The 24,200-nt window shown below is 60.1% G+C and carries 25 protein-coding genes and 6 pseudogenes; 9 read left to right on the top strand and 22 right to left on the bottom strand.

What is annotated here, in order from left to right; translation table 11 throughout:
• Nucleotides 1-1,038: 1,038 nt before the first annotated feature.
• Nucleotides 1,039-1,991, top strand: a pseudogene (locus NKJ13_RS28970) (IS110 family RNA-guided transposase); the annotation flags it as partial.
• A 590-nt stretch (nt 1,992-2,581) separates the two neighbouring features.
• Here NKJ13_RS28970 and NKJ13_RS28965 read toward each other — a convergent pair.
• The 3 genes from NKJ13_RS28965 to NKJ13_RS28955 all read right to left on the bottom strand — a co-directional run bounded on the left by NKJ13_RS28965 (nt 2,582) and on the right by NKJ13_RS28955 (nt 4,158).
• Nucleotides 2,582-2,788 carry a hypothetical protein gene (locus NKJ13_RS28965; protein WP_084641867.1) on the bottom strand — a complete coding sequence of 69 codons (207 nt, stop codon included), beginning with the start codon at nt 2,786-2,788 and terminating at the stop codon, nt 2,582-2,584.
• 568 nt (nt 2,789-3,356) lie between these two features.
• The gene (locus tag NKJ13_RS28960; protein ID WP_023680684.1) at nt 3,357-3,581 is read right to left on the bottom strand and encodes a hypothetical protein; all 225 of its coding nucleotides are present in this window, start codon (nt 3,579-3,581) and stop codon (nt 3,357-3,359) included.
• Between the two features lie 400 nt (nt 3,582-3,981).
• Nucleotides 3,982-4,158, bottom strand: coding sequence for a hypothetical protein (locus NKJ13_RS28955; protein WP_352779146.1), 177 nt, complete (start codon nt 4,156-4,158; stop codon nt 3,982-3,984).
• A 67-nt stretch (nt 4,159-4,225) separates the two neighbouring features.
• Between NKJ13_RS28955 and NKJ13_RS28950 the strand changes: the two genes are divergently transcribed.
• On the top strand, nt 4,226-4,711 hold the full coding sequence (locus NKJ13_RS28950; RefSeq protein ID WP_352779145.1) for a hypothetical protein: 486 nt from the start codon (nt 4,226-4,228) through the stop codon (nt 4,709-4,711).
• A 476-nt stretch (nt 4,712-5,187) separates the two neighbouring features.
• On the opposite strand, the gene NKJ13_RS28945 is transcribed toward NKJ13_RS28950, so the two are convergent.
• From NKJ13_RS28945 to NKJ13_RS28935, 3 genes are all read right to left on the bottom strand, one after another.
• Complete coding sequence (locus NKJ13_RS28945; RefSeq protein ID WP_352779173.1) at nt 5,188-5,418, bottom strand: DUF982 domain-containing protein; 231 nt, start codon at nt 5,416-5,418, stop codon at nt 5,188-5,190.
• A gap of 390 nt (nt 5,419-5,808) precedes the next feature.
• Nucleotides 5,809-6,027 (bottom strand): hypothetical protein, encoded by a 219-nt coding sequence (locus NKJ13_RS28940; RefSeq protein WP_352779142.1) that lies wholly within the window; start codon nt 6,025-6,027, stop codon nt 5,809-5,811.
• A 261-nt stretch (nt 6,028-6,288) separates the two neighbouring features.
• On the bottom strand, nt 6,289-6,519 hold the full coding sequence (locus NKJ13_RS28935; RefSeq protein WP_352779140.1) for a hypothetical protein: 231 nt from the start codon (nt 6,517-6,519) through the stop codon (nt 6,289-6,291).
• Between the two features lie 476 nt (nt 6,520-6,995).
• On the opposite strand from NKJ13_RS28935, the pseudogene NKJ13_RS28930 reads away from it, so the two are divergent.
• From NKJ13_RS28930 to NKJ13_RS28920, 3 genes and pseudogenes are all read left to right on the top strand, one after another.
• A pseudogene (locus NKJ13_RS28930) lies at nt 6,996-7,951 on the top strand (glycogen debranching N-terminal domain-containing protein); the annotation flags it as partial.
• Entirely contained in the window at nt 7,945-8,148 is a 204-nt protein-coding gene (locus tag NKJ13_RS28925; protein WP_352779170.1) for a DUF6074 family protein, read from the top strand. The pseudogene NKJ13_RS28930 and the gene NKJ13_RS28925, both read left to right, overlap by 7 nt.
• A 99-nt stretch (nt 8,149-8,247) precedes the next feature.
• The gene (locus tag NKJ13_RS28920) at nt 8,248-8,421 is read left to right on the top strand and encodes a hypothetical protein (protein ID WP_352779139.1); all 174 of its coding nucleotides are present in this window, start codon (nt 8,248-8,250) and stop codon (nt 8,419-8,421) included.
• Nucleotides 8,422-8,451: 30 nt separating this feature from the next.
• Here NKJ13_RS28920 and NKJ13_RS28915 read toward each other — a convergent pair whose 3' ends face one another.
• The 5 genes and pseudogenes from NKJ13_RS28915 to NKJ13_RS28895 form a co-directional block, all read right to left on the bottom strand.
• Nucleotides 8,452-8,667 carry a hypothetical protein gene (locus NKJ13_RS28915; RefSeq protein WP_352779137.1) on the bottom strand — a complete coding sequence of 72 codons (216 nt, stop codon included), beginning with the start codon at nt 8,665-8,667 and terminating at the stop codon, nt 8,452-8,454.
• 798 nt (nt 8,668-9,465) lie between these two features.
• Nucleotides 9,466-9,749: pseudogene (locus NKJ13_RS28910) on the bottom strand (PilZ domain-containing protein).
• 451 nt (nt 9,750-10,200) lie between these two features.
• On the bottom strand, nt 10,201-10,395 hold the full coding sequence (locus tag NKJ13_RS28905; protein WP_352779136.1) for a TadE/TadG family type IV pilus assembly protein: 195 nt from the start codon (nt 10,393-10,395) through the stop codon (nt 10,201-10,203).
• 40 nt (nt 10,396-10,435) lie between these two features.
• The gene (locus NKJ13_RS28900; protein WP_352779133.1) at nt 10,436-10,876 is read right to left on the bottom strand and encodes a TadE/TadG family type IV pilus assembly protein; all 441 of its coding nucleotides are present in this window, start codon (nt 10,874-10,876) and stop codon (nt 10,436-10,438) included.
• Nucleotides 10,877-10,881: 5 nt separating this feature from the next.
• On the bottom strand, nt 10,882-12,204 hold the full coding sequence (locus NKJ13_RS28895; RefSeq protein WP_352779131.1) for a pilus assembly protein TadG-related protein: 1,323 nt from the start codon (nt 12,202-12,204) through the stop codon (nt 10,882-10,884).
• On the opposite strand from NKJ13_RS28895, the pseudogene NKJ13_RS28890 reads away from it, so the two are divergent.
• Nucleotides 12,189-12,530: pseudogene (locus tag NKJ13_RS28890) on the top strand (GGDEF domain-containing protein); the annotation flags it as partial. The gene NKJ13_RS28895 and the pseudogene NKJ13_RS28890 sit on opposite strands and share 16 nt — an antisense overlap.
• A gap of 98 nt (nt 12,531-12,628) precedes the next feature.
• On the opposite strand, the gene NKJ13_RS28885 reads toward NKJ13_RS28890, so the two are convergent.
• On the bottom strand, nt 12,629-12,880 hold the full coding sequence (locus NKJ13_RS28885; RefSeq protein WP_352779128.1) for a DUF982 domain-containing protein: 252 nt from the start codon (nt 12,878-12,880) through the stop codon (nt 12,629-12,631).
• A gap of 567 nt (nt 12,881-13,447) precedes the next feature.
• Here NKJ13_RS28885 and NKJ13_RS28880 point away from each other — a divergent pair.
• Complete coding sequence (locus tag NKJ13_RS28880) at nt 13,448-13,807, top strand: urease accessory protein UreH domain-containing protein (protein WP_502901953.1); 360 nt, start codon at nt 13,448-13,450, stop codon at nt 13,805-13,807.
• A gap of 72 nt (nt 13,808-13,879) precedes the next feature.
• Here the strand turns inward: NKJ13_RS28880 and NKJ13_RS28875 are convergent, their stop codons facing one another.
• The 5 genes from NKJ13_RS28875 to NKJ13_RS28855 form a co-directional block, all read right to left on the bottom strand.
• Nucleotides 13,880-14,629: an amino acid ABC transporter ATP-binding protein gene (locus NKJ13_RS28875; RefSeq protein WP_502901955.1), complete on the bottom strand. Its 750-nt coding sequence runs from the start codon at nt 14,627-14,629 to the stop codon at nt 13,880-13,882.
• 44 nt (nt 14,630-14,673) lie between these two features.
• A complete protein-coding gene (locus NKJ13_RS28870; RefSeq protein WP_352779124.1) occupies nt 14,674-15,765 on the bottom strand; it encodes an amino acid ABC transporter permease in 1,092 nt (363 codons plus the stop codon).
• Nucleotides 15,766-15,768: 3 nt separating this feature from the next.
• Nucleotides 15,769-16,884 (bottom strand): amino acid ABC transporter permease, encoded by a 1,116-nt coding sequence (locus NKJ13_RS28865; RefSeq protein ID WP_352779122.1) that lies wholly within the window; start codon nt 16,882-16,884, stop codon nt 15,769-15,771.
• A gap of 70 nt (nt 16,885-16,954) precedes the next feature.
• Complete coding sequence (locus NKJ13_RS28860; RefSeq protein WP_352779120.1) at nt 16,955-17,995, bottom strand: transporter substrate-binding domain-containing protein; 1,041 nt, start codon at nt 17,993-17,995, stop codon at nt 16,955-16,957.
• 23 nt (nt 17,996-18,018) lie between these two features.
• Nucleotides 18,019-19,233, bottom strand: coding sequence for a trans-sulfuration enzyme family protein (locus tag NKJ13_RS28855; RefSeq protein WP_352779117.1), 1,215 nt, complete (start codon nt 19,231-19,233; stop codon nt 18,019-18,021).
• An 80-nt stretch (nt 19,234-19,313) separates the two neighbouring features.
• On the opposite strand from NKJ13_RS28855, the gene NKJ13_RS28850 reads away from it, so the two are divergent.
• Both NKJ13_RS28850 and NKJ13_RS28845 read left to right on the top strand, forming a co-directional pair.
• The gene (locus NKJ13_RS28850) at nt 19,314-20,210 is read left to right on the top strand and encodes a LysR family transcriptional regulator (protein ID WP_352779114.1); all 897 of its coding nucleotides are present in this window, start codon (nt 19,314-19,316) and stop codon (nt 20,208-20,210) included.
• 100 nt (nt 20,211-20,310) lie between these two features.
• Nucleotides 20,311-20,964, top strand: a pseudogene (locus NKJ13_RS28845) (IS6 family transposase).
• Nucleotides 20,965-21,061: 97 nt separating this feature from the next.
• Here the strand turns inward: NKJ13_RS28845 and NKJ13_RS28840 are convergent.
• The 5 genes and pseudogenes from NKJ13_RS28840 to NKJ13_RS28820 form a co-directional block, all read right to left on the bottom strand.
• Entirely contained in the window at nt 21,062-21,256 is a 195-nt protein-coding gene (locus NKJ13_RS28840; RefSeq protein ID WP_352779112.1) for a c-type cytochrome, read from the bottom strand.
• Between the two features lie 642 nt (nt 21,257-21,898).
• Nucleotides 21,899-22,090 carry a hypothetical protein gene (locus tag NKJ13_RS28835; RefSeq protein ID WP_352779110.1) on the bottom strand — a complete coding sequence of 64 codons (192 nt, stop codon included), beginning with the start codon at nt 22,088-22,090 and terminating at the stop codon, nt 21,899-21,901.
• A complete protein-coding gene (locus NKJ13_RS28830; RefSeq protein WP_352779168.1) occupies nt 22,090-22,515 on the bottom strand; it encodes an HAD family hydrolase in 426 nt (141 codons plus the stop codon). Before NKJ13_RS28830 ends, NKJ13_RS28835 begins: the two co-directional genes overlap by 1 nt.
• Nucleotides 22,416-23,678 carry a heavy metal translocating P-type ATPase gene (locus NKJ13_RS28825; RefSeq protein ID WP_352779108.1) on the bottom strand — a complete coding sequence of 421 codons (1,263 nt, stop codon included), beginning with the start codon at nt 23,676-23,678 and terminating at the stop codon, nt 22,416-22,418. Before NKJ13_RS28825 ends, NKJ13_RS28830 begins: the two co-directional genes overlap by 100 nt.
• Nucleotides 23,679-23,801: 123 nt before the next feature.
• A pseudogene (locus NKJ13_RS28820) lies at nt 23,802-24,086 on the bottom strand (transposase); the annotation flags it as partial.
• Between the last annotated feature and the right edge of the window lie 114 nt (nt 24,087-24,200).

The raw sequence follows: 24,200 nt of genomic DNA, 5'->3' as shown, positions 1-24,200 counted from the left end.
ACCGTCTCAACTATGGCCTTCGCAAGCGGGCATCAAGGTCCGCGTGAAGCACCTCCGGGGCGAGGAAGACCTGCGTCATGCATCGCTGCAGGATTTTTGGGATGAAGACTAGAACGCAGTTTGTGTCTCCAAGACGCGACAACGCAAAGTTGACCGGCCCGGCCAAGCGCCGACTATTTGACAAGCGCGCAAATGGCGTATGCTGTCAGCGTCCAAGCTGTTGGGGACGTAGCGGCTACATGCGCTTGTGCTACCCACCCTGGAGCTGGGGAAATAACCGGCAAGCTCCTAGAAATTAGAGCATTTGAATTTGACGCGCTGGCACCGCCACCTATGACGACTTTTGGCTTGGGACACCAAGCCTGTGCGGATTTGTCTGGGCTTGTATCACTCGCGCTTGCATACTGGGTGATTTCCCAACCGCCGACGCCGTCCTTCCCCGCCGGACCCTCAGCCCCCATTGCACCTCTAGGTCCCTGCTTGCCGGGAAGACCTTGTGGACCGACAGGCCCTTGGGGCCCTGGGGGGCCTGCCGTTGTGCAACCTGCAAGGAGGGCGACGCATGCTAGAGCGGTAATAATTCTCATGACCACCTCCCCGGTTTCCCGGTGAGTTGACGACAAAAAACATTCGCCAAATCAACCGAATGTACCACCACGCGATTGTCGTGGATAGGAACGCGATCGGCGGCTAACGGAACGTCGCATATGCGCCGTGACGACGGGCGGCCAGCAATCGTAGGGTAGAGTGTTGACGCGCCTTTCCTTGCCGTTGAAGCTCTCGATGAAGCCTTATCCGGCATGATGTTCTTGGTGCCATCGGTTGTTCGGTACGTCAGGTTCGTTAAGCTTGGCGCATCCGGGCCACGGGGCACCGGGAGCACGCAAGTGCGGGCAGGCCGTCGTATGCAGATGAACTGCGAGTTCGAGCACATTATCTGGCCGCCCCTACGACTCGCCCGGATGCGCTGCGAGCGCGGATCCGTATTTGTCGTGTTGCCCGCTCGCTCCCTGTTCGTGACCAACGATGGAGGGAACCGTGCGTATTATCGGCATGGACATACACCGCGTAGCCGCCGAGGTCGTGTCGTTGCTTGATGGCGAGATCGTCAAGCTCGGCCGCGTTCAAATGCTGCGCAATAAGCTCGAGGAGTTCGCCAGGAAGGAACTCACCCACGATGATCATGTGGTGATCGAGGCCACGGGCAATGCTGCTGCCGTCGCTGAAGTGCTGTCGCCCTACGTCGATCGGATCGTGATCGCCAATCCCAAGCAGGTGCACATGATCGCGCACGCGAAGGTGAAGACTGACACGATCGACGCCACTGTCCTTGCGAAGCTCTACGCCTCGGGCTTTCTGCCGGAGGTCTGGGTTCCGGATCCGGGGACCCTTGCCCTCCGAAGACAGGTCACCAGGCGGACACAGCTGGTTCGCCAGCGTTCGCGGCTGAAGAACCTGATCCAGTCAATCCTCCACGCCCACCTGATCCCGCCGTGTCCGCATGGGAACCTCGTCGGGATCAGCGGGCGCAAATGGCTGACGAGGCAAATATTGCCTGCGGATGAGCGCGCCGCCATCGAGCGCCACCTCGGCTTGATTAACCAGATCAACGAGGCGTTGACGGTGGTCGAGGCGGATATCGCCGTACATGCCCTCCAGGATCCGACAATCCGCCGCCTGATGACGTTGCCCGGCCTCGACGTCACCGTGGCTGCGAGCGTTGCCGCGGCAATCAGAAGCTCGTTGCCTATCTTGGCCTCAATCCGAGCGTGCGGCAGTCCGGTGAGGGGCCAGCCTATCACGGGCGCATCACGAAGCAGGGCCGCGGCCATGCGCGGGGGATGCTGGTCGAGGCGGCATGGGCGGCTGTGCGATCGCCAGGACCTCTTCGCGCCTCCCACAAGCGGATCGCCTCGCGCCGCGGGAAGCACATCGCGGCCGTCGCCACTGCGCGCAAGCTTGCAATGGTCATCTGGCACATGCTGAGCAAGGATACCGCAAAAAAGCCCCGGCGCTGGGTCGTTGCGCCGAGGCTTTGGGCACGTACAAGCTACACCAACATGTCCGCTTATAAACGTGCGCTAATAACGTAAAAAACGGTGAACCACGCACAGGCGGAAGGGCGCACGCTCAAAGCTGGGGTGAAGCGGCAATATCAGTGATGACAAGTTGCGCACCCTGATTGTTCCACCTAGCTTTCGACCGAATGAGGGGACGAGGATGCCGGCTGTGTTGATTTGCCAAGATGATGTACTCCGTCACCGCTCATGCCGATGAAGGGAGCCGGCTCGAACCGCAAATCTCGAAATGTCTAGTGATGGCCACTGGGACCCCGCACATTCGGGGATTCGAAGCTGATTTTCAGGTGATGCTAAGCAAGGCCGGCAAGGTGGAGACGATCACCGTTATGCTACGCTTTGCTCTGAGTGGCGGCCCAGCAGCTTGGGTTAGGGGGGCCGCTGGGCCTGACCAGCGAGCGTTCGGGAATGCTCGACTGGCTGGTTAATATTTTAGATAAATCTAATATAATCGAACCATGCGAACGAAGTACGCGGCGGTAAGAAAGTGGCTGGCGTCCGATTCACTTACCGCGCGGTTTTGCCTTGGGTTCTGGCGAGCTTTCGGAGGGGTTTGCAGCCAATTTTGCAGATCGCCGATCTGTTACCCACAGGGACTTTTTCCTCGCCACCAAATCATCACGATCGCCCTCAGCGGTCGCTCGGCTATGCATGGCAGCTATGGCGTAGTCGGCTCTGTTGGTTCGATAGTCTTCTTTTTGGACAGTCATCGTTTTCTCCCAGTTTCATAGCCCCTCTTTTGCCCTTGCGGGGAGATTAACTGCCGGTGCATTACGCGAGTCAATCGATGAAACGACCACTCCTCAGTCGCGAGGGCGGGAAGCAAGCCGACAATCTTAACGTTGGAGCGGCTTACAGAGTGCCGGCAACACAGCCGCCCTTTCGTCGGGCTGCGTTGATCGCGTCCATGTTGCCCTTCAGCTCGCCGAGCTTGGCTTCACCTGCCTTGATGTCTGTGTTGTCCATCATGCTGCCAACCGGCAAGCCAAGCCAAAACACGCCATCCACGTCATGGCAGGCCGTCCTTTGTTGTACGGCCAGTGTCGGCGCCAGGTCGGAAACGTTCGGCTTCCAACTGGCTGCAGGACCTGCCCGCGTATACGCTGGACGAAACCAGCACGGGCTCGATGTCGGCTGGGCGAGTAGCGCAGCCCGACAAAACGCTGATGGCTACTAACGGACACAACTTGTTTTTCTTGCTTCCCCCAAATGCCCGCGGCGAGCATGCGCTGAGGGCAGGACGAAGTCTATTTGCCTTGACGGATGCGGAATATATTCCTATTTTGCGGGATGCCGCACCCTCGCCGACACGAAGCCGTTTCCGAATATCACCTCGCCAAAATTGAACGACAGGCGTGGCTTCTGACGGTAGAACTCCGCGACGCGCAGTTGTCGCTCAAGCCATTTGGCGAGCATTGGGAAGCGATCGACCATCTGCATCGGGACATAAAGCGGGCGCTCAATCTGCTTAACAATAGGCCGGCGGACTACGAAGAACCACATTTCGCGCCTATGTCGCGAGGGTGAAGAACTAGCCTGTCAGTTTAGTGAAGTCGTGGCGCCGCGCGCGAACATGTGCCAGCAAATTCGTTTCGTTTACGACCCCTGATAGAAAGAGATTCAGCGTGGTCGAGGCCAGAATCTGACCGTCTATCGGGGTGCTGTACCATTTGGCGTCGGCGGTGACCTGGTCGACAACCCGCTGGCAGATCGCCCGATCTTTAGGTCTAAGGAACTGATTTTTCGGTGCTCGTAGCATCTCGACGCCTTGAAACGGGGAGTCACTGTCTCCCGCGCGATACCCATGCGGGGTCTCCGAGCATGGACCCTAAACGCATTCAGACAGAAAATTGCCATTCGTTTGAGTGGTACCGATGTCGCGTGGATAAGCGCGGTCCGCGAGCTAATCCACCATGTCGCGCAGCGGCTTCTTGCGCTTTGGCGTCCTGTACTTCTCGACCAGCCTGACCTTGTCGATGTCGATCGTCACCAGCGGTCCCAGATCGACGGTCACCCTGCCGCCTTCCTCGTCTACGCGCGCGATCTCTCCGGTAAGCTCGATCTGCTGCCCCTTCTTCACCTTGGTATGATCGATGATCGAATGCGGAAAGCTATAGCTCGGAATCGAGACGTTTACGCAGTGCTGAGTGACCCGTTTGCGAAGGCGGCCGGGATCGCCACCTCGTCACGAATGGAAATTCCGCGCGCCGTTCCATGAGTCTGGTGCGCTCGGCGCCTTACTCAAGATATTGCTAATTATGGACGAGCCGGCTTCCTCCAATCGATGGATGAAGCCGATCGTGGGCCGGTGCTACTTTGATGCATCGCGCGACTTACCCGACAAGAGCTGGCTCCAGGGGCAAAATATGAGCAAGACGACTCTCATTGCTATCGCAATCCTCGCGATCAGTGTCGGCTGTGCCGAAGCCAAGGACCGTAAGGTCGAAACCGCGACCCACCGTAAGGTCGAAACCGCGACCCTCGGCACGCACGCCAATTCGAAGAACCTGCCGGTTTGTACCGCGGCAAGCTCACTCTTCGAAGTCCTCGGTGATAAATGTTTTCTCGTCACAGGTTCGATGATCTATGGCGACATCGCCGAACTCTCCCGGACAATCACTTTGAGTTGGTAGCCGAAGCAACAACCTCCCAGCGCGGCCTCCATTCTCCGGTATGAAGTTGCGTCGCAGGGGCTCGCCCAGATATCGACCCAGTCTTCGCGCGTCGCCAATACCGGCGCAATCCCCAGTCACCACGGGCCTGTCCAAAATTCTTATGCCGTCCGCACCTGCGGTCGAGCTTGTCGCGCCAACAGCAGCGCCTCTGCGGACGTTTCGTCTTCACGTAGACCGGGGGAGAGAACCAGAGAGGACCCATAAGGGGGAACTTAGAGCGGCAAGAGCCCGCTGACCAACCCCGCTTTAGCCGCAGCTAAGGGAACGATGTAGGCCCTCGCGGGTTTAGAGGTGGCAGCGGGATTCTTCGTGGATGTGCAGCCGCTGTAGGGGGGGTCCGTCGCCTCTCCCTCACCGGCGGCGGGCTCCTTTCGCGAAGGCGGTGTTGGTAATAGACACCTAGAAGCTTATACCGCATCCAATTTAGCTAGTTCTCATTGGGGGAGTAATGTCCCCTCCTCTTTTGCAGCAGCCAGGAATGCCTTGCGGGCCTCCTCGGGTTCCATCTCATCGAAAATCACGGCCATGGAAACGCGCACCGCGAGATCCCAGCAAGGGCCACGCTTGGTCCACTTCATCAGGTCCTCGCCGGCTGTCTCGGCGTTGTTGACGTTGCGAATGAACCCGGGACGCTCGGTCTTGACGGGGACCGGGGGTTGAACCAGTGGCGAGCCATGAAGGGGCCTTAGGGCGGCTAGCGGGTTTCCTCTCTATAAACCGGCTCAGCGATGAGGACGGCTAACCATTTGTTAGGGATGGTCTGAGTCCGTGACGGGTGTTTCCAAACGTTCATCGACGTTTATCCGAGCGGTCGGTACGAAGCCGGTATGCATCATCTTCCGGTGGGTGTCGCCCTAGTCATTTCGCTTGTTGTCGGTCTACTCGTTGCGGCGATCGCCTCAAAGGACCATTCGGAAATCTGCGGCATCCGATGCTTATTCGTCCTCGGCGAGAGCGTTAATGTGAGGGCTGTCACGCCAAGGCGGGAATGTCGAGAATGAATGGCAGCACACGGTCGCCATTGCCAGGTCACGACAAGCGAAGCTGGCTGACAGCTATTCGCGACCGTCGAAAGGCACGCAGAGGCCCATGGCAGTTGCTGCCTCGAGGATCGCCTCGGTTAGTTCTTCGTCGGAGGCCACGAAATAAGGCGCAGCCTCCCGAGCTTCGCGTAGTGCCGCTTTGATCGAGACCGTGTCGCGACGGTCCGCCCTGTTGAGGAGTACAGTGATTGCTTGGTCTAGAAGCGGACCGACCCTTTGCGCGACGCTCATCCGGCCCTCCCCAGGGACACGCCGAAGGGGAATCTACTCACTTCCTGACCGACATCAACGCCATGTACGAATCGTACGAATTGGCACGGTGCTAGGCCGCAACAGTCAGCAATTTTTAGCTCGAGTTTCTGATCGGTGATCGGATAATTGGCTCGCGCGCAGACCCCCTCCGACCATAGAGCGCGCTTCGATCCGCCTTTCGTCCACAACCTTGGGTCGAATCGTCCCGAGGTATACCGGAGGGAAGAACCTGCCATCAGGCTATTCGCGAAGGTCGAACGCGACGAACATGCCAAACGTTGGGGCAAGATCGACAATAAGCTCCACCAGCTCGCAGTCACTTTCCGCCAGATGCGGGCCGTCTCGGCGCACCGCTGCGATAGTCTCTTTGACGGAGATGATGATTTGGCCGCGCCGGGCTCGTAAAATCAGCTCTTCAACAAGCTCATTGGCAGTCACTTTGATGCGTCGGCAGTTCGTCCAAACGTTCATACCAGGCCTCCCACCTCAGCGAGAACCCACGCGGAACATTCATGACCCTCTGTCGGGAAAAATCAAGGGAATGTTTGTAGGAAATTTCCAAGAGGGGATTAGAGAACAAGCACGCAGCGAGCCTCTGTACTCTTCCGCTTTGACGCTCACCCAGCCGGCTAGGGACCTTCTTCCGTCGGGGCCTGTTTGGCCCGATCAATAGCCGCAAGTAATGACTGTAGGGTTGGCGGCAGTTCTGGTTCGACCCCCAGATTTAAGAACGTTTGTCGATAGCCTTCGGAACGGATCAGTTTCCGAAACGCTTCGGAGACAGACTGATGGTCTGCTTTGTTGCTGGTTGTCATGTTCGGGAAGTCCGTCCCAATGAGCCGCAACTCGCCCGCAACGAATGGGTTCCATCAGGAGGTCGGAATATTTGGTAGAAATTTCTGAGCGGGAGATCGGATAACTGGCTCGCGCGAAGACCCCCGTCGCTCGAGCGCATTACCTTCACCAACTACTTCGCGCGCGAGATTGCGTTGCCGGTCCGTGTCGACTTCGATGCCGATTTCCGAGACATGTTCGCGGTGCGCGGCACCACGCGTAGCCATTGCGGTCGTGCCCATGACGCGCTGATTGGTGAGGCAAGCGTCACATTTCGGTACGAAGGGCTTGATAATGTGGCGCGCCAGTCGGTCATTGCGGAGCCGGATCAGGTGCATTCCAGTTACGCCGAGTTCCGCATTGTCGTGCCGAGCCGTGACCGCAGGATTCTCCATCTGGAGGTCGGTCACGGCGAAGAGATTCCGTCCAGTGACCGGTTTCGTGCCGCCGCTGCGCGAGCGCGATGTGCGATTCGCTCAAAGCGCCGGCAAGGCGCCACCGTTTTCAGTTCCGGACGCGTGTTCAATGACTGGCTGGCCCGCACACGTGCCGACATCGCGCTCCTGACAACCGACCTCGAGACGGGACCATACCCGTATGCCGGCATTCCATGGTTCTCAACCGCCTTTGGGCGCGACGGAGTCATTTCCGCCTTGCAGATGCTCTGGCTCAATCCCGAGCTTGCCCGTGGCGTGCTGGCGTTTCTCGCCCGCTACCAATCGACCGAGACTTCCGTCTTCGGAGACGCGGACCCAGGCAAGATCATGCACGAAACGCGCAAGGGCGGGATGGCTGTGCTTCGCGAGTTGCCGTTCGGCCGACAGGACCGGAGATGAGGACTTTGTCGATCGCATTTGGGAATCACTGGGTGCTGCCACGGCTTGGATGGAAGAAGTCGGAGCCCGCAACGGGGAGGGGTTCGTTACCTACAGCAGGGCAGCGGATACGGGCCTCTTCAATCAGGGCTGGAAGGACAGTGCCGATGCGATCTTTCCATACCGACGGCACTGTTCCCAAGGGACCGATCGCCTTAGTCGAGGTGCAAGGTTACGTCTTCGCAGCATACCAACCGCGCTGAACGCTCGCACCTACCAAGCCGGACAGCGCTACTGGTCGCTGCATGTTGCACCGGAGCGGAAGAAGCTCGAACGCCGAGGCTTTACCCCAAGCCAGATCGACGCCGAGATCAGCCGCTATGCGACGGCGATCAGCCGCATCCTTCACTCTCAAAAGCAATATGGCTTAACACCGGATAGTGCCGCATGAGCGAGGGAGCGAGCATATCCGTCCGCGAAGCGGAACGGAGTGGGGGGTGTGGGGCCCCAGGCCCGCGTCTTCCTTCTGTTGGCGCTAACGCCGCGCGCGATGGCATTTCGTTCCGCCGTCGCTTGGATCGACCAGTCGCTCGCGCATGTGGCCGAGGCAGCATGCCCGATGATAGATTCGGCCGAGCACCAAGCCGCGCAAGATGAGCCGCGGTCGCCGTCTGTCGACCTGGTTGCCGCCGTGCTTGAGCGCGTGGTGGCGCCGGTGGCCTGAAGGTCGCGACGAATGAAACGCCGGCCCAGTTCAACCGGCGCGACGTCCTTCAAAGCTGGGGGGATCGATCTTCACCAAGCGGTCTGCGGCCTCGACCGCAGCTCGTATCCTGCTGCACAGCGCGAGATTTTCGGCCAGCATTTCTTCAGTGCGTTGAAGCGCGAGCTCAGTCCGGTGGATGCGCTGCCTGGCATTGGCAACTTCCGATGTCAAAAGATCGGCGGCACCCGTGGCCGTGGGGTTCATAGTGTCCATAGATTTCTAATACATGGGGGGCGAGATCGTTCCTGATATCGGGCGAACGGGGTGCCGCAGAAAAGCGCGATGGGCCGAATGACCAATGCGCGCCCTGTCAAAACAGCGGACGCTGAGGAAGATCACAAGGGAAGCACTAAGGCGCAACTCAACCTCAAAGCGAACGGTCCGTTTTTTTGGAATTTTGTGGGCTGGTCGACAAATTGCACGAGGTTCCCTGAGATGACAGGCACTCTGACCCTGTCATTCCCAGTCAGGCGAATGTCGCTGTCGTCTCGACGGACCAAAACCATCACCTTTCGGACCGATCACGTGACGATTCGCGACGGCATGAAAAGAAGGCGGCACCCGCTACCGGGTGCCGTGTCGGTGCTGCAGGCCCCAGGCCGAAGCAAAAGGAAGGCCGGTTTTCTGCTTGTGGGGGAACAGCGCCCTTTATTCCCCTGCCCAATACCGAGCAGGTGCGCGACAAACGCAGGCGTGATGAATGCGAGCAGTTCCACACGAGCAGAGCGACCCCACCAGCGCCGCATCCTCGCGACGACTCGGGCCGTCTCGAAATGCACGAGCACTGTTTAAACCATCAGGACGGTGGAGAGGGCGAGAGCAGTAGCTATTCTGAAATCTCCAACGATGGTCGGCAAACCGATAATGGAAGCGAGCAGTCAGTCGGCGCCAGAATGGTTGTCGGCCACCTAAGTCGAAGAAATTCTGGAGGAGGAACAAGGCGTCCAAAGAACGGGGTCAATCACCGCCCAGCATACGGCTACGAGGTGTGGTTCAGGGGATTTAGCCGTAGTGCCAGTGCGGCTTCGCTCGGTGCCGGTGAACATGACGCCGATGCGGTCTTCGCGACGCCAACGAACCACCGCCTTGTAGGCGATGCCGTCGGTCGGCACATAGAGCAGGAATTCGTCGGGGACGCGAGCGTCGATCGAGGCCTTCAGTTCGGCGCCGCCGGCATGCATGTTGCGCACCGTGCACGTGACCTCGGAATGGGTCATGCCGGTCAGGATTGTTGCGCCCTTGAAGACGCGCTGCCTGCGTTGGCGCCTCTGTTCGTCTTCAGCCATTTCGCCTAATTCCCGGCGTCTGTCGCTTCGTGTAGCTTTTGGTCTGCCAGATAATTGAGCTTGGCTGATGAACATAGCGTTATCGTCAGAGGCGCCGTGACATGCGGGATCGGTTGTGGAAGTACGTTTCAGGAGCATGCCGGCCTCCTACCAAAGGGCTTGCCAAAGCCGTCGGCGACCCCAATGGGTCAAGCCGGGGATCAAAGCCCGCGTGAAGCACCTTGCGGCAAGGAAGAGCTTCGCTGGAGGTTTTTTGACGGAGAACTAGCTGCGGCGTCCGACTAGAATGAGCCTTATGTTCCAATCAAAGGAACCGTGACGGTTGTCGCATAATTAATCGGATACCGGTCGAAATACGGGAATTCGATCACGAATGCATATTTGGCGGTCAGATGGGCCATTCGAAAGCCGCCGCTGGGGGCGTCGATTGCTATTGTTATATCGGCATCGCTTAATCCCAACTCAGCAATTTTGCCGTGGCTATCGCTTTTATCTCGGCTTCGGTCAGCGAGTTCTTCATTTGCAGCGCACGTGAGGACGTTTCCAGCGTATACCGAACACTGGACATGGCATTCAAGGCCCAGCCGAATGCGAAGACGCCGATCAAGACCATTATCAGAACAGGGGCGATCAGCGCGAACTCCAACGCAGCTCCGCCTGATGCTCCCCGTATGAAGGCCCTCGCTTTAGCGAACACGGATCACCTGTTGGTGGCTGAGCTCGCGCGAGAGCGAAAACGCGCCGAAACTGAAAGGCGGGAACCAGGTGGTTGTCGCCTGTATTACAACGAAAACCGCGGGAGCTTTCAAACTGTCGCACAGGACAGATGGATCGACCACGGTGATCCCGCACATATATTTTCGGCTCAGCGTCACCTGCGCGCCAGCGGGGAGGTTTTCCCAGCTTGAAAGAGCGACAGCTTGGATAGTCGCATCCTCGACTGCTCCTTGCATCACGAGGTTCGCCGCCGTTTTGGCGCCTGCACGCATCGACAACGCGCTTGATACGAAAGACCAGCCGTTAATGACGCCAAGAAGTACCAGACAAAGGATCGGCACGATCAGCGCAAACTCCACCGCAGCAACACCTGAATCGCACCGGAAAATCCGGACGTACTGCCGCTCCACGAAGATTACTCGACAAGCCGAACGGATTGCGTCGCCGGAATGTCTCGCATTCCGAGGCTGGTGCAATCCTGGCTGATGCTCGTGTTGCCGGACCACTGCAACGTTCCGGCGACGACCTGCGTGCAACCACCCTTGCCAGAGAAGTTGCCGAGATAATTGACGTCCTGGGTTGGAAAATACAGAGCGCCGGTCAAAAGCGAATCCGCCGTGCCATTGAACGTGTTCGACCCCGTCAGGTTACCTTTGTTGCCATAAAACAGAACCCCGGAATACGTGCCCGACGTCGGTGCGCTAAGCTTGATTGTGGCGTTGCCGTTCATGCTGACGCCGGAGCTGCCGGCCAGATAAATGATGACCCCGTCGCCGGAGATATTTGCGTTCGAGTTCGCTTTGAAATCACCGCCTTGGATGACGTACACGCCGGGCGAGAGGGCAACATTGCCGCTCAGGCTCAGCCCACTGCAGTATGTCCCGGGGCTCAGGGTCGACAATTTCGAGTTTTGACAGGGAGTTGTGGCTGGCGGCGTCGGCAGGTCGATAAAGGGATCACCGGCGGGTAAGGCCTGGGTTATCGGGCTGGCGCAAACGGTCGTCACCGGGTTGCTCAACGAAACACCGCCGGCCGATATCAGGCAGTCGGCCTGAAGCTTTGCCGATCCCTGAAGTTTGATGGCGTCCGCGGCTATCGAATTCGACATCACGGAGCAGCCTGTCATTTTTATGGTCGAACTGCCCGAAAACAGCGCCGCTCTCGGAACGGAAGGATTGAGGGCTAGAGCGCAGGCTTTTGAGGCGTCAGTGATAAGCGCCACCGCTTTTGCCTGTGCGCCGACGGCGTTTTGCGTGAATATCGATGTAAAAAACCGATCGAGGGTCTGATGAATGATGACCTCGACAGCCTTTTGGGCCACATTCGGGCCGGAGGACGGGGGCGTGAAGATTTCGATTGTGCCTGTCGACGGGTCCCAACCATTCGTCATCGCTGACAGTGTCGCGGCGGCGACTATCGTTGGCTTGTCAGATCCCGAAACCTTTTCCAAAGCGCCAGCATAGGCTGCCGCATCCGCCACCGCTTGTAATTTCAGGCTGCTAAAATACCAGTAGGAGGTCTCGATACCGAGACCCGCTGCGCCGACGACAATCGGCAAAGATAGGGCAAAAATAGTAGCAACGTTGCCGCTCGTCCCGACGCCTCGTCGCAAACACCGAACCAACCGCCTCGATATAATGCGCCCCATTTCCATGGGGTATTTAACGAAAAGATGGATGAAGGAATGGCTAAGAATTTCGCTCCATTTGATATATCCGCTCCTTGGCGCGGCCGGCACAAGCTCCCGCGGCCGCACTCGGCGACCACGCTGCTGGTCGCTGGCCCTATCTTCAACCGGCGGCGGGCCCGCTGTCGTTGTTTATGATCGATGCCGATCACTTCAAGCGCTACAACGACAGCTATGGCCACATGGCAGGCGACGAGGTGCTGAAGCAGGTCGCCAGTGTAATCCAAAGCAGTTGCAACCGCTCGACCGATCTCGCGGCGCGCTACGGCGGCGAAGAGTTCGTCGTGGTGGTGGTCGATATTTTGCAGGCGCAGTCGGGCGCTATGGCCGAGCGGCTCGTGCAGAGCGTGCGAGCCTTGAGCATTCCACACGGTTCTGAGCGGGTCACAATCGACGCACGATGTTTGCACAAATGTAACGGTCGCTGCAAGAGTGATGCACGATGGACAGTGGTGGGGCACGCGTTGACGAGATGTCAAGCGTTCAGGATTTTCGCTTCCTTGGCGGCGTTGAGAAATGCCACGCGCGCTACCTCCGGTGCGCTGCCGCCGCCGAGCACCTTCATGCACGCCATGCGAGCCTGGATGCGGCGCCCGGTTTCTCCAATGGGCCAGCGGTAAAGCAGCATTTCGGCGGCTTCGCGGGTGCTCGAAACACTGACTTTGCCCGAGGACAGCAAAACGGTCACGGGCTCTTCGAACGTGCCGACGTCTCGTTCGCAGGTCATATGCTGGTCTCCTTTCGCAATCTCCCCAAGACCTTACGGGTGAACCATCCGTTCCGTTGCGTCACGTTTGTCCCGGTGGGCGAACATTCTGTGAGGATGGGACCTCGTCCAGAGCGCGGGCTTGATCGCTCAGACTAGACTCGCCAACCGGTTGCGGTCCTCAAATAGCGAGAACCGTCCTTATCGTTACGAGCCCGCTATGCCTTGGTCAGTTGCCGGCGCTGATATCGGAGACCGAAGTCAATACTCATTTCTGGGGATGGAAATCTCGCTTGCAGATCGGCGAAGCTGGGCAAGAGGAGCGATTGCCATGGCCATCGGCCCTGATGCTCGCTGCCCTGCTTACGGCGTCCAATTTGCTTCGCGTAGGTGAGAGGATCCCCACAAAGGCCTTCAACGACTGGGCGGCGTCGCTAGAGTCATTTCGACTGGACCTGTTTCAAAACGGAGAGCGCGTGCCAGCGGCGGCGGTTCCGACGTCCTCGGGAGCCCCTTGAAGGCGCTGTGGCAACTCAACGGAGCTGTTATCCGAGCGCGCATTCGGCCCCCCTCGCGGCACACGACCTCGTGCTCATCGGTCTGTGGATGGTCTGGCGCGCGCTGAACCACCGGCCAAGGCACAAACATGAAGGGGAGGTCGTCGGTGTCATGGCCGGCCTGATCCCGTGCCCGCTGACGCTGTTCGTGATGAGCTTCGCCATGTCGCGAGGCGTTCGTGGCGCCGGCATCCTTTTCGCGATCAGCATGATGCTTGGCGTCGCGCTGACACTCTCGTCAGTCGCGGCGCTGTCGATCCTTCTTCGCGAGCGGCTGGTGCATTTCTCCGAGAGTCGGCCCTGCTCGTTCGACCTCACCTCGCGCGGCAAAGAAGGTGTCGCCGGCCTCATCTGCGCCGGCGTCGCGGTCTGGCAGGTCGCGGCGCGCTGATCCAGGACTCGGACAGATTTCTGACTTGCGTCTGCTCATCCGGCCGACGCATGGGCTGGCGGAAGAGATTCGCTAGTTCAGGATCTGGGCAAGGAACAGTTTGCTCCGCTGGTGACGCGGATGCGAGAAGAATTCGGAGGGCGTGTTCATCTCAACGATCTCGCCCTGGTCCATGAAGACGACACGGTCGGCAACCTGGCGGGCAAATCCCATCTCGTGCGTGACACACAGCATGGTCATGCCATCCTCGGCCAGTGCGACCATGGTGTCGAGCACTTCCTTGACCATTTCCGGAACGAGTGCCGACGTCGGCTCGTCGAAGAGGATGATTTTCGGGCTCATGCAAAGCGCGCGCGCGATCGCAACCCGCTGCTGCTGGCCGCCTGACAATTGGCCGGGATATGTGTGCGCCTGGTCCGGAATCTTCACTCGTTCCAGATAATGCATGGCGGTCTGCTCGGCTTGCCCGCGCCGCATCCTGCGCACCCAGATCGGCGCCAGCGTCAGGTTCTCCAGAATCGTCAAATGCGGGAACAGGTTGAAGTGCTGGAACACCATGCCGATGTCGCTGCGGATTACGTCGATCTTCTTCAAATCGTTGCTGAGTTCGACGCCTTCGACGACGATCTGCCCCTGCTGATGCTCCTCCAGCCGGTTAATGCAGCGGATCATCGTCGACTTGCCCGAGCCGGACGGACCGCAGATCACCAGCTTCTCGCCGCGATGGACGGTCAGGTTGATGTTCTTCAGCACATGGAAGTTTCCGTACCACTTATTCATGCCGGTCATTTGGATAGCGGGCGGAGGGCTGGGATCGGGCATGGACGGAACGCGCGTTGGGGCGGACAATAACATCAAGGCATTTCCTAGTGGGCGATCGGGCCGCGCCGCTCCAGGAAATCGGCGAAGCGGGCGAACGAGAAGGAGAGCGCGAAGAAGATCGCGCCGATGAACAGGAATGTCTCGGCCGCCGGCGACGGCCAGTCCGGGTCAGCCAGCGCCGCTTTTCCGGAGCTGATCAGGTCGAAGAGACCGACCACCAGGACCAGGCTGGTGTTCTTGATCATGACGATGATGGTGTTGGCCAGCGCCGGGATCGCCATCCGGATCGCCTGCGGCAGGATGACGAGATATTGCGTGCGCCAGAAGGGCAGGCCGAGCGCCGCCGCAGCCTCGTATTGGCCATTCGGGATGGCCTGCAGGCCGCCGCGGATCACCTCGGCGAGATAGGCCGCGGCGAAGATGGTGAGCGCGACCAGCGCACGCACGAATTTGTCGGGCAACAAGGCTTCGGGCAGGAACAGCGGCATCATGATCGATGCCACGAACAGGATGGACAGCAGCGGTAGTCCGCGCACCGATTCTATAAGGACCACGGCGCCGATGCGTATCGCTGGCATGGTCGAGCGCCTTGCCAGTGCCAAGAGAATGCCGACCGGGAAGGCGACGCCGATGGCAACGACGGTGAGGATGAGCGTCACCGGCAGGCCGCCCCAGGATGAGGTTGGAACCTCGGTCAGGCCGATGCCGCCGCCCATCAGCCAGAAGATCAGCACCAGCGCTGCGACCCAGAGCGCCAGCAGCTGCGGGGCCCAGCTGGCGGGCCGCACCGACCAGGCAAGCAGCGCCAGGATAAGCACGCAGACGATGGCGGGGCGCCAGCGTTCGTCGAGCGGATAGATGCCGAACAGCAACTGCCCGGACTTGGCGTAGATGAAGCTCCAGCACGCTCCGGCGGCCACCCGGCACGCGCGTGGACTGGGGTCGAACAGCACGGCGTCGATTACCAGCCAGCGCAGCATCGGCGGTACCGTGGCGACGAGCAGAACGCCGAACAACAGCGTCAGGACGGCATTGAGTGGCGTGCCGAACAGGAGCATGGCTGACCGCCGCAAAGCGCCGAAGCGGATCTGTCCTGGCATTGGCTCGGCCGGAAGGGGAAGAGACAGGGCCTTCATGGTTCAGCGCTCCACGATGGCGATGCGACGGTTGTACCAATTGGCCGCGCTCGAGAGGCTCAGGTTGAGGGCGAGATAGACGCCGAGGATGATGAATACGCCCTCGATCGAATGGCTGGACTTGCTGATGATGGTGTTCATGACCGCAAGGAAGTCCGGATAGCCGACCGCGATCGCCAGCGTCGAATTCTTGACGACGTTGATGTATTGGCTGTTGAGCGGCGGGACGATCACCCGCAGCATCTGCGGGATGATGATCAGACGCAATATTTTGCCGCGTGGCAGGCCGAGCGAATGACCTGCATCCCACTGACCGCGGCCGACCGAAAGCACGCCGCCACGCACGATCTCGGCGACGAAGCCGGTGGTGTAGATGGTCAGCCCGATGAGGATGGTGCTGAGTTCGGGCGTCAGGTCCTTGCCGCCTTTGAAGTTCGACCCAGTGAAGGTCGGCCAGTCGACGGAGAACTTCGCATCGGCAAGCCAGAGCCCGGCAATGCCAACCGCGAGGATCGCCGGCGCGGTCAGCGGTGGCAGCCATCCTCTTCTCGCCGCCGCCCAGCCAGCGGCCGCCAGTGCCAGGGCGAGAGCAATGACGAGCAATCCCGCGGTGGCGACGTCCATGCTGACGGCCGGCACCACAAAGCCGCGCATCGAGGCGTAAACGCCTGGCAGCGGATTGAGCGCTTCGCCGACCGGCGGCAGCACCTTCCACCACAGCGAATAGAGAAAGATCAGAAGCACGATCGGCGGTGAATTGCGTGCAACCTCCACCCATACGCGGCAGGTGCCCGCCGCCAGGGGATTGCTGCTCAACCGGGTGATGCCGACGACGAGGCCGAGCGCGGATGAAAAGACGATGACGACCGCGGAGACGAAGACCGTATTGGCGAGCCCGGTCGCGATCGCCCAGTAATAGGGGTCCCGCGACTTGTAAGTGAGGATGGCTTCCGAGATGACGATCCTTGACGGCATCGTCAGGAAATCGAAGCCGATCGGGATGCCGCGTGCCCTGAGATTGGCGAAAGTCGTGCTGATGAGCAGGGCAGCGAAAGCGGCAGCCACGGCCACCAGGGCACACTGGATGATGATCGATCTGGTCTTGGCATCGCTCAGCATGTCGACCTCGAGGGTTCGCGGCGTTGGCAGGGAAGGGGAGCGCCGGGCCCGTTCCCCTCCATCATGCGGCTCAATCCCAGGGGAAAGGATAGTTGAGGCCCCCGTCCTTCCACAACGCGTTCAGACCGCGTTCGACCTTTAGCGGGCTGTCCTTGCCGAGATTGCGGTCCCAGATCTCGGCGTAGTTGCCCATTTGCTTGATGACGTTGTAGGCCCACTTATCGTCCAATCCGAGCGGCTTGCCGAAACCGGGTTCCTCGCCGAGCACCCGTTTGACTTCCGGACTGCCCGAGGCAAGCTTTTCATCGATGTTCTGCGAGGTGATGCCGTTGGCCTCGGCCCAGAACAGGGCATTCAATGTCCAGCGCACGACGTCGAAGAGTTGATCGTCGCCGCGGGCGACCGCGACGCCATTGGGTTCGGCGGCTTTGCCGACCTTGATGATGTCGTAGTCGTCGGGGTTCTTGGCCACCGAAGCACGCTGTCCGGCTGCCGCAGTGCCGTCGGTGACGTATGAATCGCAGCGGCCGCCAAAGAAGGCGTCGCGCGCCTGAATGGTCGAGTCGTAATAGACTTTCTCCATCGCGATCCCGAACTCTTCCTCGGTTTCCTCGATCGCTTTCTCGGTCAGGCTGCCACCGCCTTGCAGGCAGACGGTCTTTCCGTCGAGCAGTTTGGGCTGGGTAATATTGTCGGCCTTGCGCACGAGCATGCCGTCCGTGTCGTAGAGATTGATCCAGACGAAGCGGACAACCGTATCGCGACTGTAGGTGATGGTGGATGTGCGCGACAGAACGTCGATCTCTCCGGTCTGCAGCGCAGGAAAACGCTGGCCTGCGTTAAGCGGCACGTAACGGATCTTCTCCTTGTCGCCGAGGATGGCGACCGCGAAAGTGCGGCAGATATCGGAATCGAAGCCGCGATAATACCCCTTCTCGTCGGGCCGGGAGAGACCAGGCACGCCCTGGCTGGCGCCACAGCTGACGTAGCCGCGCTCCTTGATTTTGTTGATGACCGCCTGCGCGTTGGCGTTGCTGCCGCCCGAAGACAGGCTGGCCAGCCCGATCGCCAGACCCGTGAGCCATTTCAGACCTTGATGTTTCATAGTCATTCCCCTTCTCGTTGAGGTTCTAATCATTCAGCGGCCTTGGCGTCGGCTGCTGCGGTTCCGTTGCGCCGGACTTCAGCAAAGAGTTCGAAGGCCTGGGAAAGGTCGGCCAGAAGATCTTCGAGCGCCTCAAGGCCGATCGACAGGCGCCAGACCGGGCCGGGCTTCAGCCAATCGAGGCTGGCGCGCCCTTTGCGCGGATCGCTGACGGCAATCAGCGAATGCACGCCGCCCCAGCTTGCGCCGAGCCTGAACAGCCGCAGGCTGCGCAGAACATCGGATTGCAGTGGCGTCAGTTCCGGCCGCAGCACGAAGGAGAACACGCCCGCCGATCCGGCGAAGTCACGCTTCCAGACCGCGTGGCCGGGATGGCCCGGCTCCGCGGGATGCAAGATCTGCGCGATTTCCTGGCGTTCCGATAGCCAGGCGAGGATCTTCCGCGCGGTGGCGTCGGCATGACGCATGCGCACCGGCATGGTCATCAGGCCACGCTCGCACAGCGCGCAATCCTCCGGCGAGACCCCGTAGCCGAGGAAGCGCGCCGTGTCCTTCAGGCGTCGGAACAGCGCCTCGTCGCGCACTGAGACTGAACCCATCAGGAGATCGCCATGGCCGCCGGCGTGCTTGGAAAGCGCCTGCATGGAGATGTCGACGCCATGGGCGAGCGGCTTGAACAGCAGATGCGATGCCCAGGTGTTGTCGGCCGCGACGAGCGCGCCGGCCTTGTGGGCCGCGGCTGTGATGGCGGGCACATCCTGGACTTCGAAGGTGGCCGAGCCAGGCGATTCTACCCAAACCAGCCGCGTTCTGCCGTCGATCATCGCCGCGATGCTTGCGTCCAGCCTTGCATTGTAGGAAACCGCCTCGATCCCGAGGGGGCCAAGAAAACGCTCGGCCATGTCGCGCGCCGGGCCATAGAGCGTCTCCGGGATCAGAACCCTTTCGCCGCCACGGCAGACAGCCATGGTCGCCAGCGTCATGGCAGCCATGCCCGACGGGACGACGAGAGCCCGCAATCCGCCTTCCAGCACGGCGATGTGATCTTCGAGCTGCCGGCTGGTCGGTGTGCCGTAAAGTCCGTAGCTGAACCCGTCGTACAGGCGCTCGACGCGACGCTCGAACGACTCCAGATCGTCAAAGACAACGGTCGAGGCTCGCTCGACCGGCATCGCCACCGCCTGGAACGGTTCCTCGGAGCGCTTGGGAGGATGGACATGTGAAGTGTCGTCGCGTCGGTTCATGCGCGAAAGTTAGCGGGCTCATCCATTGCTATCTATGACCGCAGCGATAAAGTTAATTCGCTTTTGATATGGGCTGCACTATGAACCTGCGCGACATCGATGTCTTCAACGCGATCATGATCACGCGCGGCGCCGGCGCGGCGGCCGCGCTGCTCGACACCTCGCAGCCGGCCATCAGCCGTTCGCTAGCCAAGCTAGAGGCTGAACTCGGCTTCAGGCTTTTCGACCGCATTCGTGGCAGGCTGGTGCCGACACGCGAAGGGGAGTTGTTCCATGCCGAGGTGAAAGCCAACCTGGTCGGGCTCGACCGGCTGAAGCTGCGGGCGGCCCAGATCAAGGAGGTCGGCACCGGTACCATCCGCGTCGCCTCCCTGTCGGCACTCGGGCATGGGCTGGTGCCGCGCGCCATCGTAGCGTTCTCGCACCGGCATCCGCAGGTGCGAATCAGCTATCAGGTCCGCACCTCCAATATCGTGCGCGACCTGGTCGCCTCTGGCAGTTTCGATATCGGGCTCGCGGCCGACGAGGTCGACACCAGCGGCGTGCTGCACAGCGTCTTCACCACACCGCGCGCCGTCTGCGTGATGCCGAAGAACCACCGGCTGGCACGGAAGGAGATAATCACACCGGCCGATCTCGCCGACGAGGCCTTCCTGGCATTGTCGCCGGAAGATACGGCGCGGCTCGCGATGGACAAGATCCTGGCCGCGCATGGGGTGCGACCGCGCATCCTGATCGAAACGCCCTACGGCCTGACAATCGCCATCCTCGCAGCGAAGGGCATGGGGATCGGCTTGGTCAATCCCTCCGTCATTGCGGACGGCATGATCGGCAGTATTTTGGCCAGGCCATTCGAGCCAGCCGTCAATTTCCGCGCGCTACTCCTGCGCCCGCCGGACGGCATCAATTCGACTTTGATCACCGACTTCATTGGCGAACTCTATGCCGCTCGCAATATGCTATCGAGCGAGGCATAGGGGCGTTGTCACGGCAACCGCGTGTCAGGGATCGCTGCGATAGATGCTGGGGATGAACACTTCGCAGATCAGCTAGAAACGGCATCGGTTCCCACCCGAGATCATCGCCCACGCGGTATGGCTGTATTATCGATTTCCGCTGAGCCTGCGTCATGTCGAAGAAATGCTGCTGGAGCGCGGCATTATCGTTTCCTATGAGACGATCCGTCGGTGGGGAAAGAAGTTCGGGCTGGACTACGCTCGGCGCCTGCGCCGCAAGCAGCCCAGTCGAATGATATCTGGCCCCTCGACGAAGTCGGCATCACGATCGCCGGCAAGAAGCATTGGTTATGGCGGGCCGTCAACCAGGACGGCTATGTGCTCGACGAGATCGTCCGGACCCGGCGCAATACAAGGCCGCCAAGCGCTTGCTGACACGGCTGTTGAAGAAGCAGGGCCAGGTGCCGAAGCGCATGATCACCGACAAGCTCGGCTCCTAGGGAGCAGCGCGGCGTCAGGTCATGCCGGACGTCGAGCACCGGTCGCACAAGGGCTTGAACAACAGAGCGGAGAATTCGCATGTGTCACTGCGAAAACGAGAGCGTATGATGCAAGGCTTTCGATCGCCGGGGAGCTTCCAGCGTTTCCTCTCGACCTTTTCTGCAGTCCGCAATCTCTTCGTCCCGCCCATTCAAAACGCTCCGCCTTTCAGATCCATCTTCACCGCCTGAATGCCATGGCGCAATGGAAAGCTGCTGCCGGCGTGATCGCCTGAAATCATTCCCAAAAGTCACAACCACAGCCCATCTCTGTTTTTGTGACATCACCGCCGACGCAGGTCCGTAGCAGTACTTGTGCAAGAGATCATCGATTCAGGGTAGCGGCATCGGCTTGTCACTGAGTGTGCGCAAGTACGCGATCAGGTTGACCCGTTCGGTCTCGTCCGAGACACCAGGTATCTCCATCTTAACGCCCGGCGTGGTGAGCATGGGCCCGAAGAGAAATCTGTTCAGGTCCTCGTACGTCCACACGCCTTCCCAGCCGAGCAAAGCGTCGGAGTAACGCATTTTGCCATGGATGCCTTATCGCGGCCGACGACGCTCCACAAGTTCGGTCCCGTTTTGTTCCCTCCCAGTGTCCCAGTGGCTCGGCATTTTGACAACGGTCACACGCACGGGTGAAGTAGGTCCGGCCTTTCTCGACGTCGGCAGAAGCCAAACTTCGCTGAGATCGGGGCCGGCGTTGGCAAGACGACGCCGTGCGACATGAGATAGTCGGCAACTTCGCGTTGCCCTTGCGTTTTGCAAGATGGAGTGGCGCCGGGCTCGACTGTGCTCGCTGCTCCGCGAACCGCTTGCAGCCGGCGGCTTTGGCACCGCAGACAGGCCTTACGCTGATCGAAGAAATCGCTGGGTCGCCAGGCGCAGCGCGACATTTGGAGGCTAACGATGAATTTCACGGACAGGCGCCTCTGGTACGGTGTGGCAGCCGTGATCGTGGTGTTGTTTGTGATCGGGTATGCGGCTGGGTGGTTTGGCGGCACAGCGCCACCAGCGCCACAGTAGTAAGCGTACTCTGGTTGCGGTTGCCCCGGTTTCGTGGACAATGCGAAATGAACGCGTTTGTCGTCCAAAGAACTGCAAGCGCCTTAGGCTCCAAAGAGATGCGCTAAACATCTTGGATTCGAACGCGCAGCAGTTTTGCCGAATTCAGGAACACCAGGACGTCTGGCCCAAGTGCAAAATCGCTGCCTGGATAGGACCGATCCAGCCCATCAGCGCTGCGGTAATGCCCAAGACGTGCACAACACCGACACCGACGAAGATATTTTCCTGAATTGTCCGGTAAGCGCGTCGCGCAATCGCGCGGGCGCTGACAATTCTTGCCAGATCATCCTTCATCAATGCAATGTCGGCCGCTTCCAGCGCTGCCTGCGTGCCGCCGCCGCCCATCGCAATGCCGACATCGGCGCGTGCCAACGCCGGCGCGTCGTTGATCCCGTCGCCGACCATGCGCGATGGCCCTGCTTTTGCAGTTCGGCGATGGCGGTGACCTTGTCCTGCGGCATCAGATTGGCACGCACTTCATCCACGCCGAGCTCGTTGGCGATGGTCGGCGCTGTGGCCTCATTGTCACCCGTCACCATCACCATGCGCTTGACCCCGGTTGCACGGAGCTTTGCCAGCGCTTCGCGCGCACCTGGTCGCAATGTGTCGGCAATAAAAATCACGCCCGCGAATTTCCCATCGACCGCGACGTGAACGGCGTCTGTCCGCCCTTTTCGATCGCATCGGAAAGCGGCACGCCGGCCTCGCGCAGCAACGATGCATTCCCGACCAGCACGATGCGTCCGGAGACCGTCGCCTTCACACCGCGCGCCTGCAACTGCTCGTATTGGTCCGGTTCCGGGACATCGATTTTCATCCGGGCGGCATAGTTGACGACCGCTTTCGCCAAGGGGTGAGCCGAACGCCGATCGGCGGCGGCGGCAAGGCTGAGCAGATCAGCTTCCGAAAGCGTGCCGTCCTGCATCTCCACGCCGACAACCTCGGGCTTGTTCGCCGTCAGGGTGCCTGTCTTGTCGAACACCAGGACATCGACCTTGGCCAAAGACTCCAGATAGACGCCCCCCTTGACCAGAATTCCACTGCGTGCGGCTCGCGCAATGGCTGCGATAATCACCAGAGGAGTCGCCAATCCGAGTTCGGCAGGCGATGTGAAAATCAGCAGAGTGACGATCATCCGAACGTCGTGGGTATAAAGATAAACCGCAACGAGGAAGATCAGCACGACCGGGATCAGCCATGACGCGACCTTATCCGCCAGTTTCTGGACGGGTGCCTGTTCCGCTTCGGCATTCTCGACCAGACTGATGATGCGGGCAAAGGTGGTGTCGGCACCAACCTTCTCGGTCTCGATGTCGAGGGCGCCGGATTCGACGATGGTTCCGGCAAAGACATCGGCGCCATCCCTCTTGTCCTTGGGAATGCTCTCTCCAGTGATCGATGCTTCGTTGACCGAAGCCGCTCCACCGACGACGGTGCCATCGACCGGGATCTTCTCGCCGGCCCGCACCAAGACAACGTCGCCCGCGCGCAAATTCTCGATCGGGACGATGCGTTCGCCACCTGCGTCCCGCACAAGCGCGACTTGGGGCACCGAGCCGATCAGGTCTTTGATTGAGGCTCGCGCACGATCCATATTCAGATCGGCGATGAACTCCGCGATCAGAATGATCACCATGAGGACCGCGCCGGCGACGGTCTCGCCTCCGATCAGCGCTACCACCGTAGCGATGGTGACGAATATCTCGGTACCGATCTTGCGCTCTTTTACGACGTCAAAGGCGCCGGTTCTGACGAGCGGATACAAGCCGATGGCAACCGCCCCCCACAAAGCTTGAATGGGGATCAGCTGTTGCCAGTACAGAAAGGCCATCAGGCCGGTAAATATAATGCGAGCGACTTCGGTCCAACGTTCGCGTGTCATCAACACTCGCCAACCCGATGGAACAGCCTTAGGCGCCGGCTCAACGCTTTCGGTGGCTGCTGTCTCGGATTTCATGATTGGCTCGCTATCTGGATTGCGGTCTTGGCTTGAAGCGTGAGCGCATCAGGATCGTGTCCCAGCGAGTGGTGTAGTTGACGGCTTGGTCGCCGCAGCTTCCGGCATGGGCCGGGAATGATCAGCGCGCCACAGCAGGCTGATGAGCGGATCATCGCTCATTTGGCTGATGGTTTCCAGCGTAATGGATCTCGCCCGCTGCACGGCTCATTCATCGTTCTGCTCGAGCAGGATCGCGCCAACCAGACGGACGATGGCGTCATCGTTTGGGAAGATGCCGATGACCTCGGTGCGCCGCTTGATCTCAACGCTGAGGCGCTCGATCGGGTTGGTAACCGGTATGATCATGAGGGTGCCATCTGATCCCCCGCTGGAGATGCGAGATTTTCAGCGTATGGTGTGACCATCCGGGACAGGGGCACCGGGAGCACGCCAAATGCGGACAGG

It is taken from the genome of Mesorhizobium sp. M0174 (genome assembly GCF_040322275.1).
Taxonomy (GTDB): domain Bacteria; phylum Pseudomonadota; class Alphaproteobacteria; order Rhizobiales; family Rhizobiaceae; genus Mesorhizobium.
This window is presented reverse-complemented; position numbering and strand designations above follow the sequence as displayed.

Bases quoted from the DNA above. Each gene is read 5' to 3' on its own strand.
- NKJ13_RS28870 (WP_352779124.1), bottom strand. From the start codon at position 15,765: ATGAAGGCCCTGTCTCTTCCCCTTCCGGCCGAGCCAATGCCAGGACAG.
- NKJ13_RS28865 (WP_352779122.1), bottom strand. From the start codon at position 16,884: ATGCTGAGCGATGCCAAGACCAGATCGATCATCATCCAGTGTGCCCTG.
- NKJ13_RS28965 (WP_084641867.1), bottom strand. From the start codon at position 2,788: ATGACTGTCCAAAAAGAAGACTATCGAACCAACAGAGCCGACTACGCC.
- NKJ13_RS28860 (WP_352779120.1), bottom strand. From the start codon at position 17,995: ATGACTATGAAACATCAAGGTCTGAAATGGCTCACGGGTCTGGCGATC.
- NKJ13_RS28825 (WP_352779108.1), bottom strand. From the start codon at position 23,678: ATGACACGCGAACGTTGGACCGAAGTCGCTCGCATTATATTTACCGGC.
- NKJ13_RS28855 (WP_352779117.1), bottom strand. From the start codon at position 19,233: ATGAACCGACGCGACGACACTTCACATGTCCATCCTCCCAAGCGCTCC.
- NKJ13_RS28835 (WP_352779110.1), bottom strand. From the start codon at position 22,090: ATGAAGGATGATCTGGCAAGAATTGTCAGCGCCCGCGCGATTGCGCGA.
- NKJ13_RS28875 (WP_502901955.1), bottom strand. From the start codon at position 14,629: ATGCCCGATCCCAGCCCTCCGCCCGCTATCCAAATGACCGGCATGAAT.
- NKJ13_RS28920 (WP_352779139.1), top strand. From the start codon at position 8,248: ATGGCATTTCGTTCCGCCGTCGCTTGGATCGACCAGTCGCTCGCGCAT.
- NKJ13_RS28935 (WP_352779140.1), bottom strand. From the start codon at position 6,519: ATGAACGTTTGGACGAACTGCCGACGCATCAAAGTGACTGCCAATGAG.
- NKJ13_RS28840 (WP_352779112.1), bottom strand. From the start codon at position 21,256: ATGCGTTACTCCGACGCTTTGCTCGGCTGGGAAGGCGTGTGGACGTAC.
- NKJ13_RS28850 (WP_352779114.1), top strand. From the start codon at position 19,314: ATGAACCTGCGCGACATCGATGTCTTCAACGCGATCATGATCACGCGC.
- NKJ13_RS28915 (WP_352779137.1), bottom strand. From the start codon at position 8,667: ATGAACCCCACGGCCACGGGTGCCGCCGATCTTTTGACATCGGAAGTT.
- NKJ13_RS28885 (WP_352779128.1), bottom strand. From the start codon at position 12,880: ATGACCTGCGAACGAGACGTCGGCACGTTCGAAGAGCCCGTGACCGTT.
- NKJ13_RS28960 (WP_023680684.1), bottom strand. From the start codon at position 3,581: ATGTGGTTCTTCGTAGTCCGCCGGCCTATTGTTAAGCAGATTGAGCGC.
- NKJ13_RS28940 (WP_352779142.1), bottom strand. From the start codon at position 6,027: ATGAGCGTCGCGCAAAGGGTCGGTCCGCTTCTAGACCAAGCAATCACT.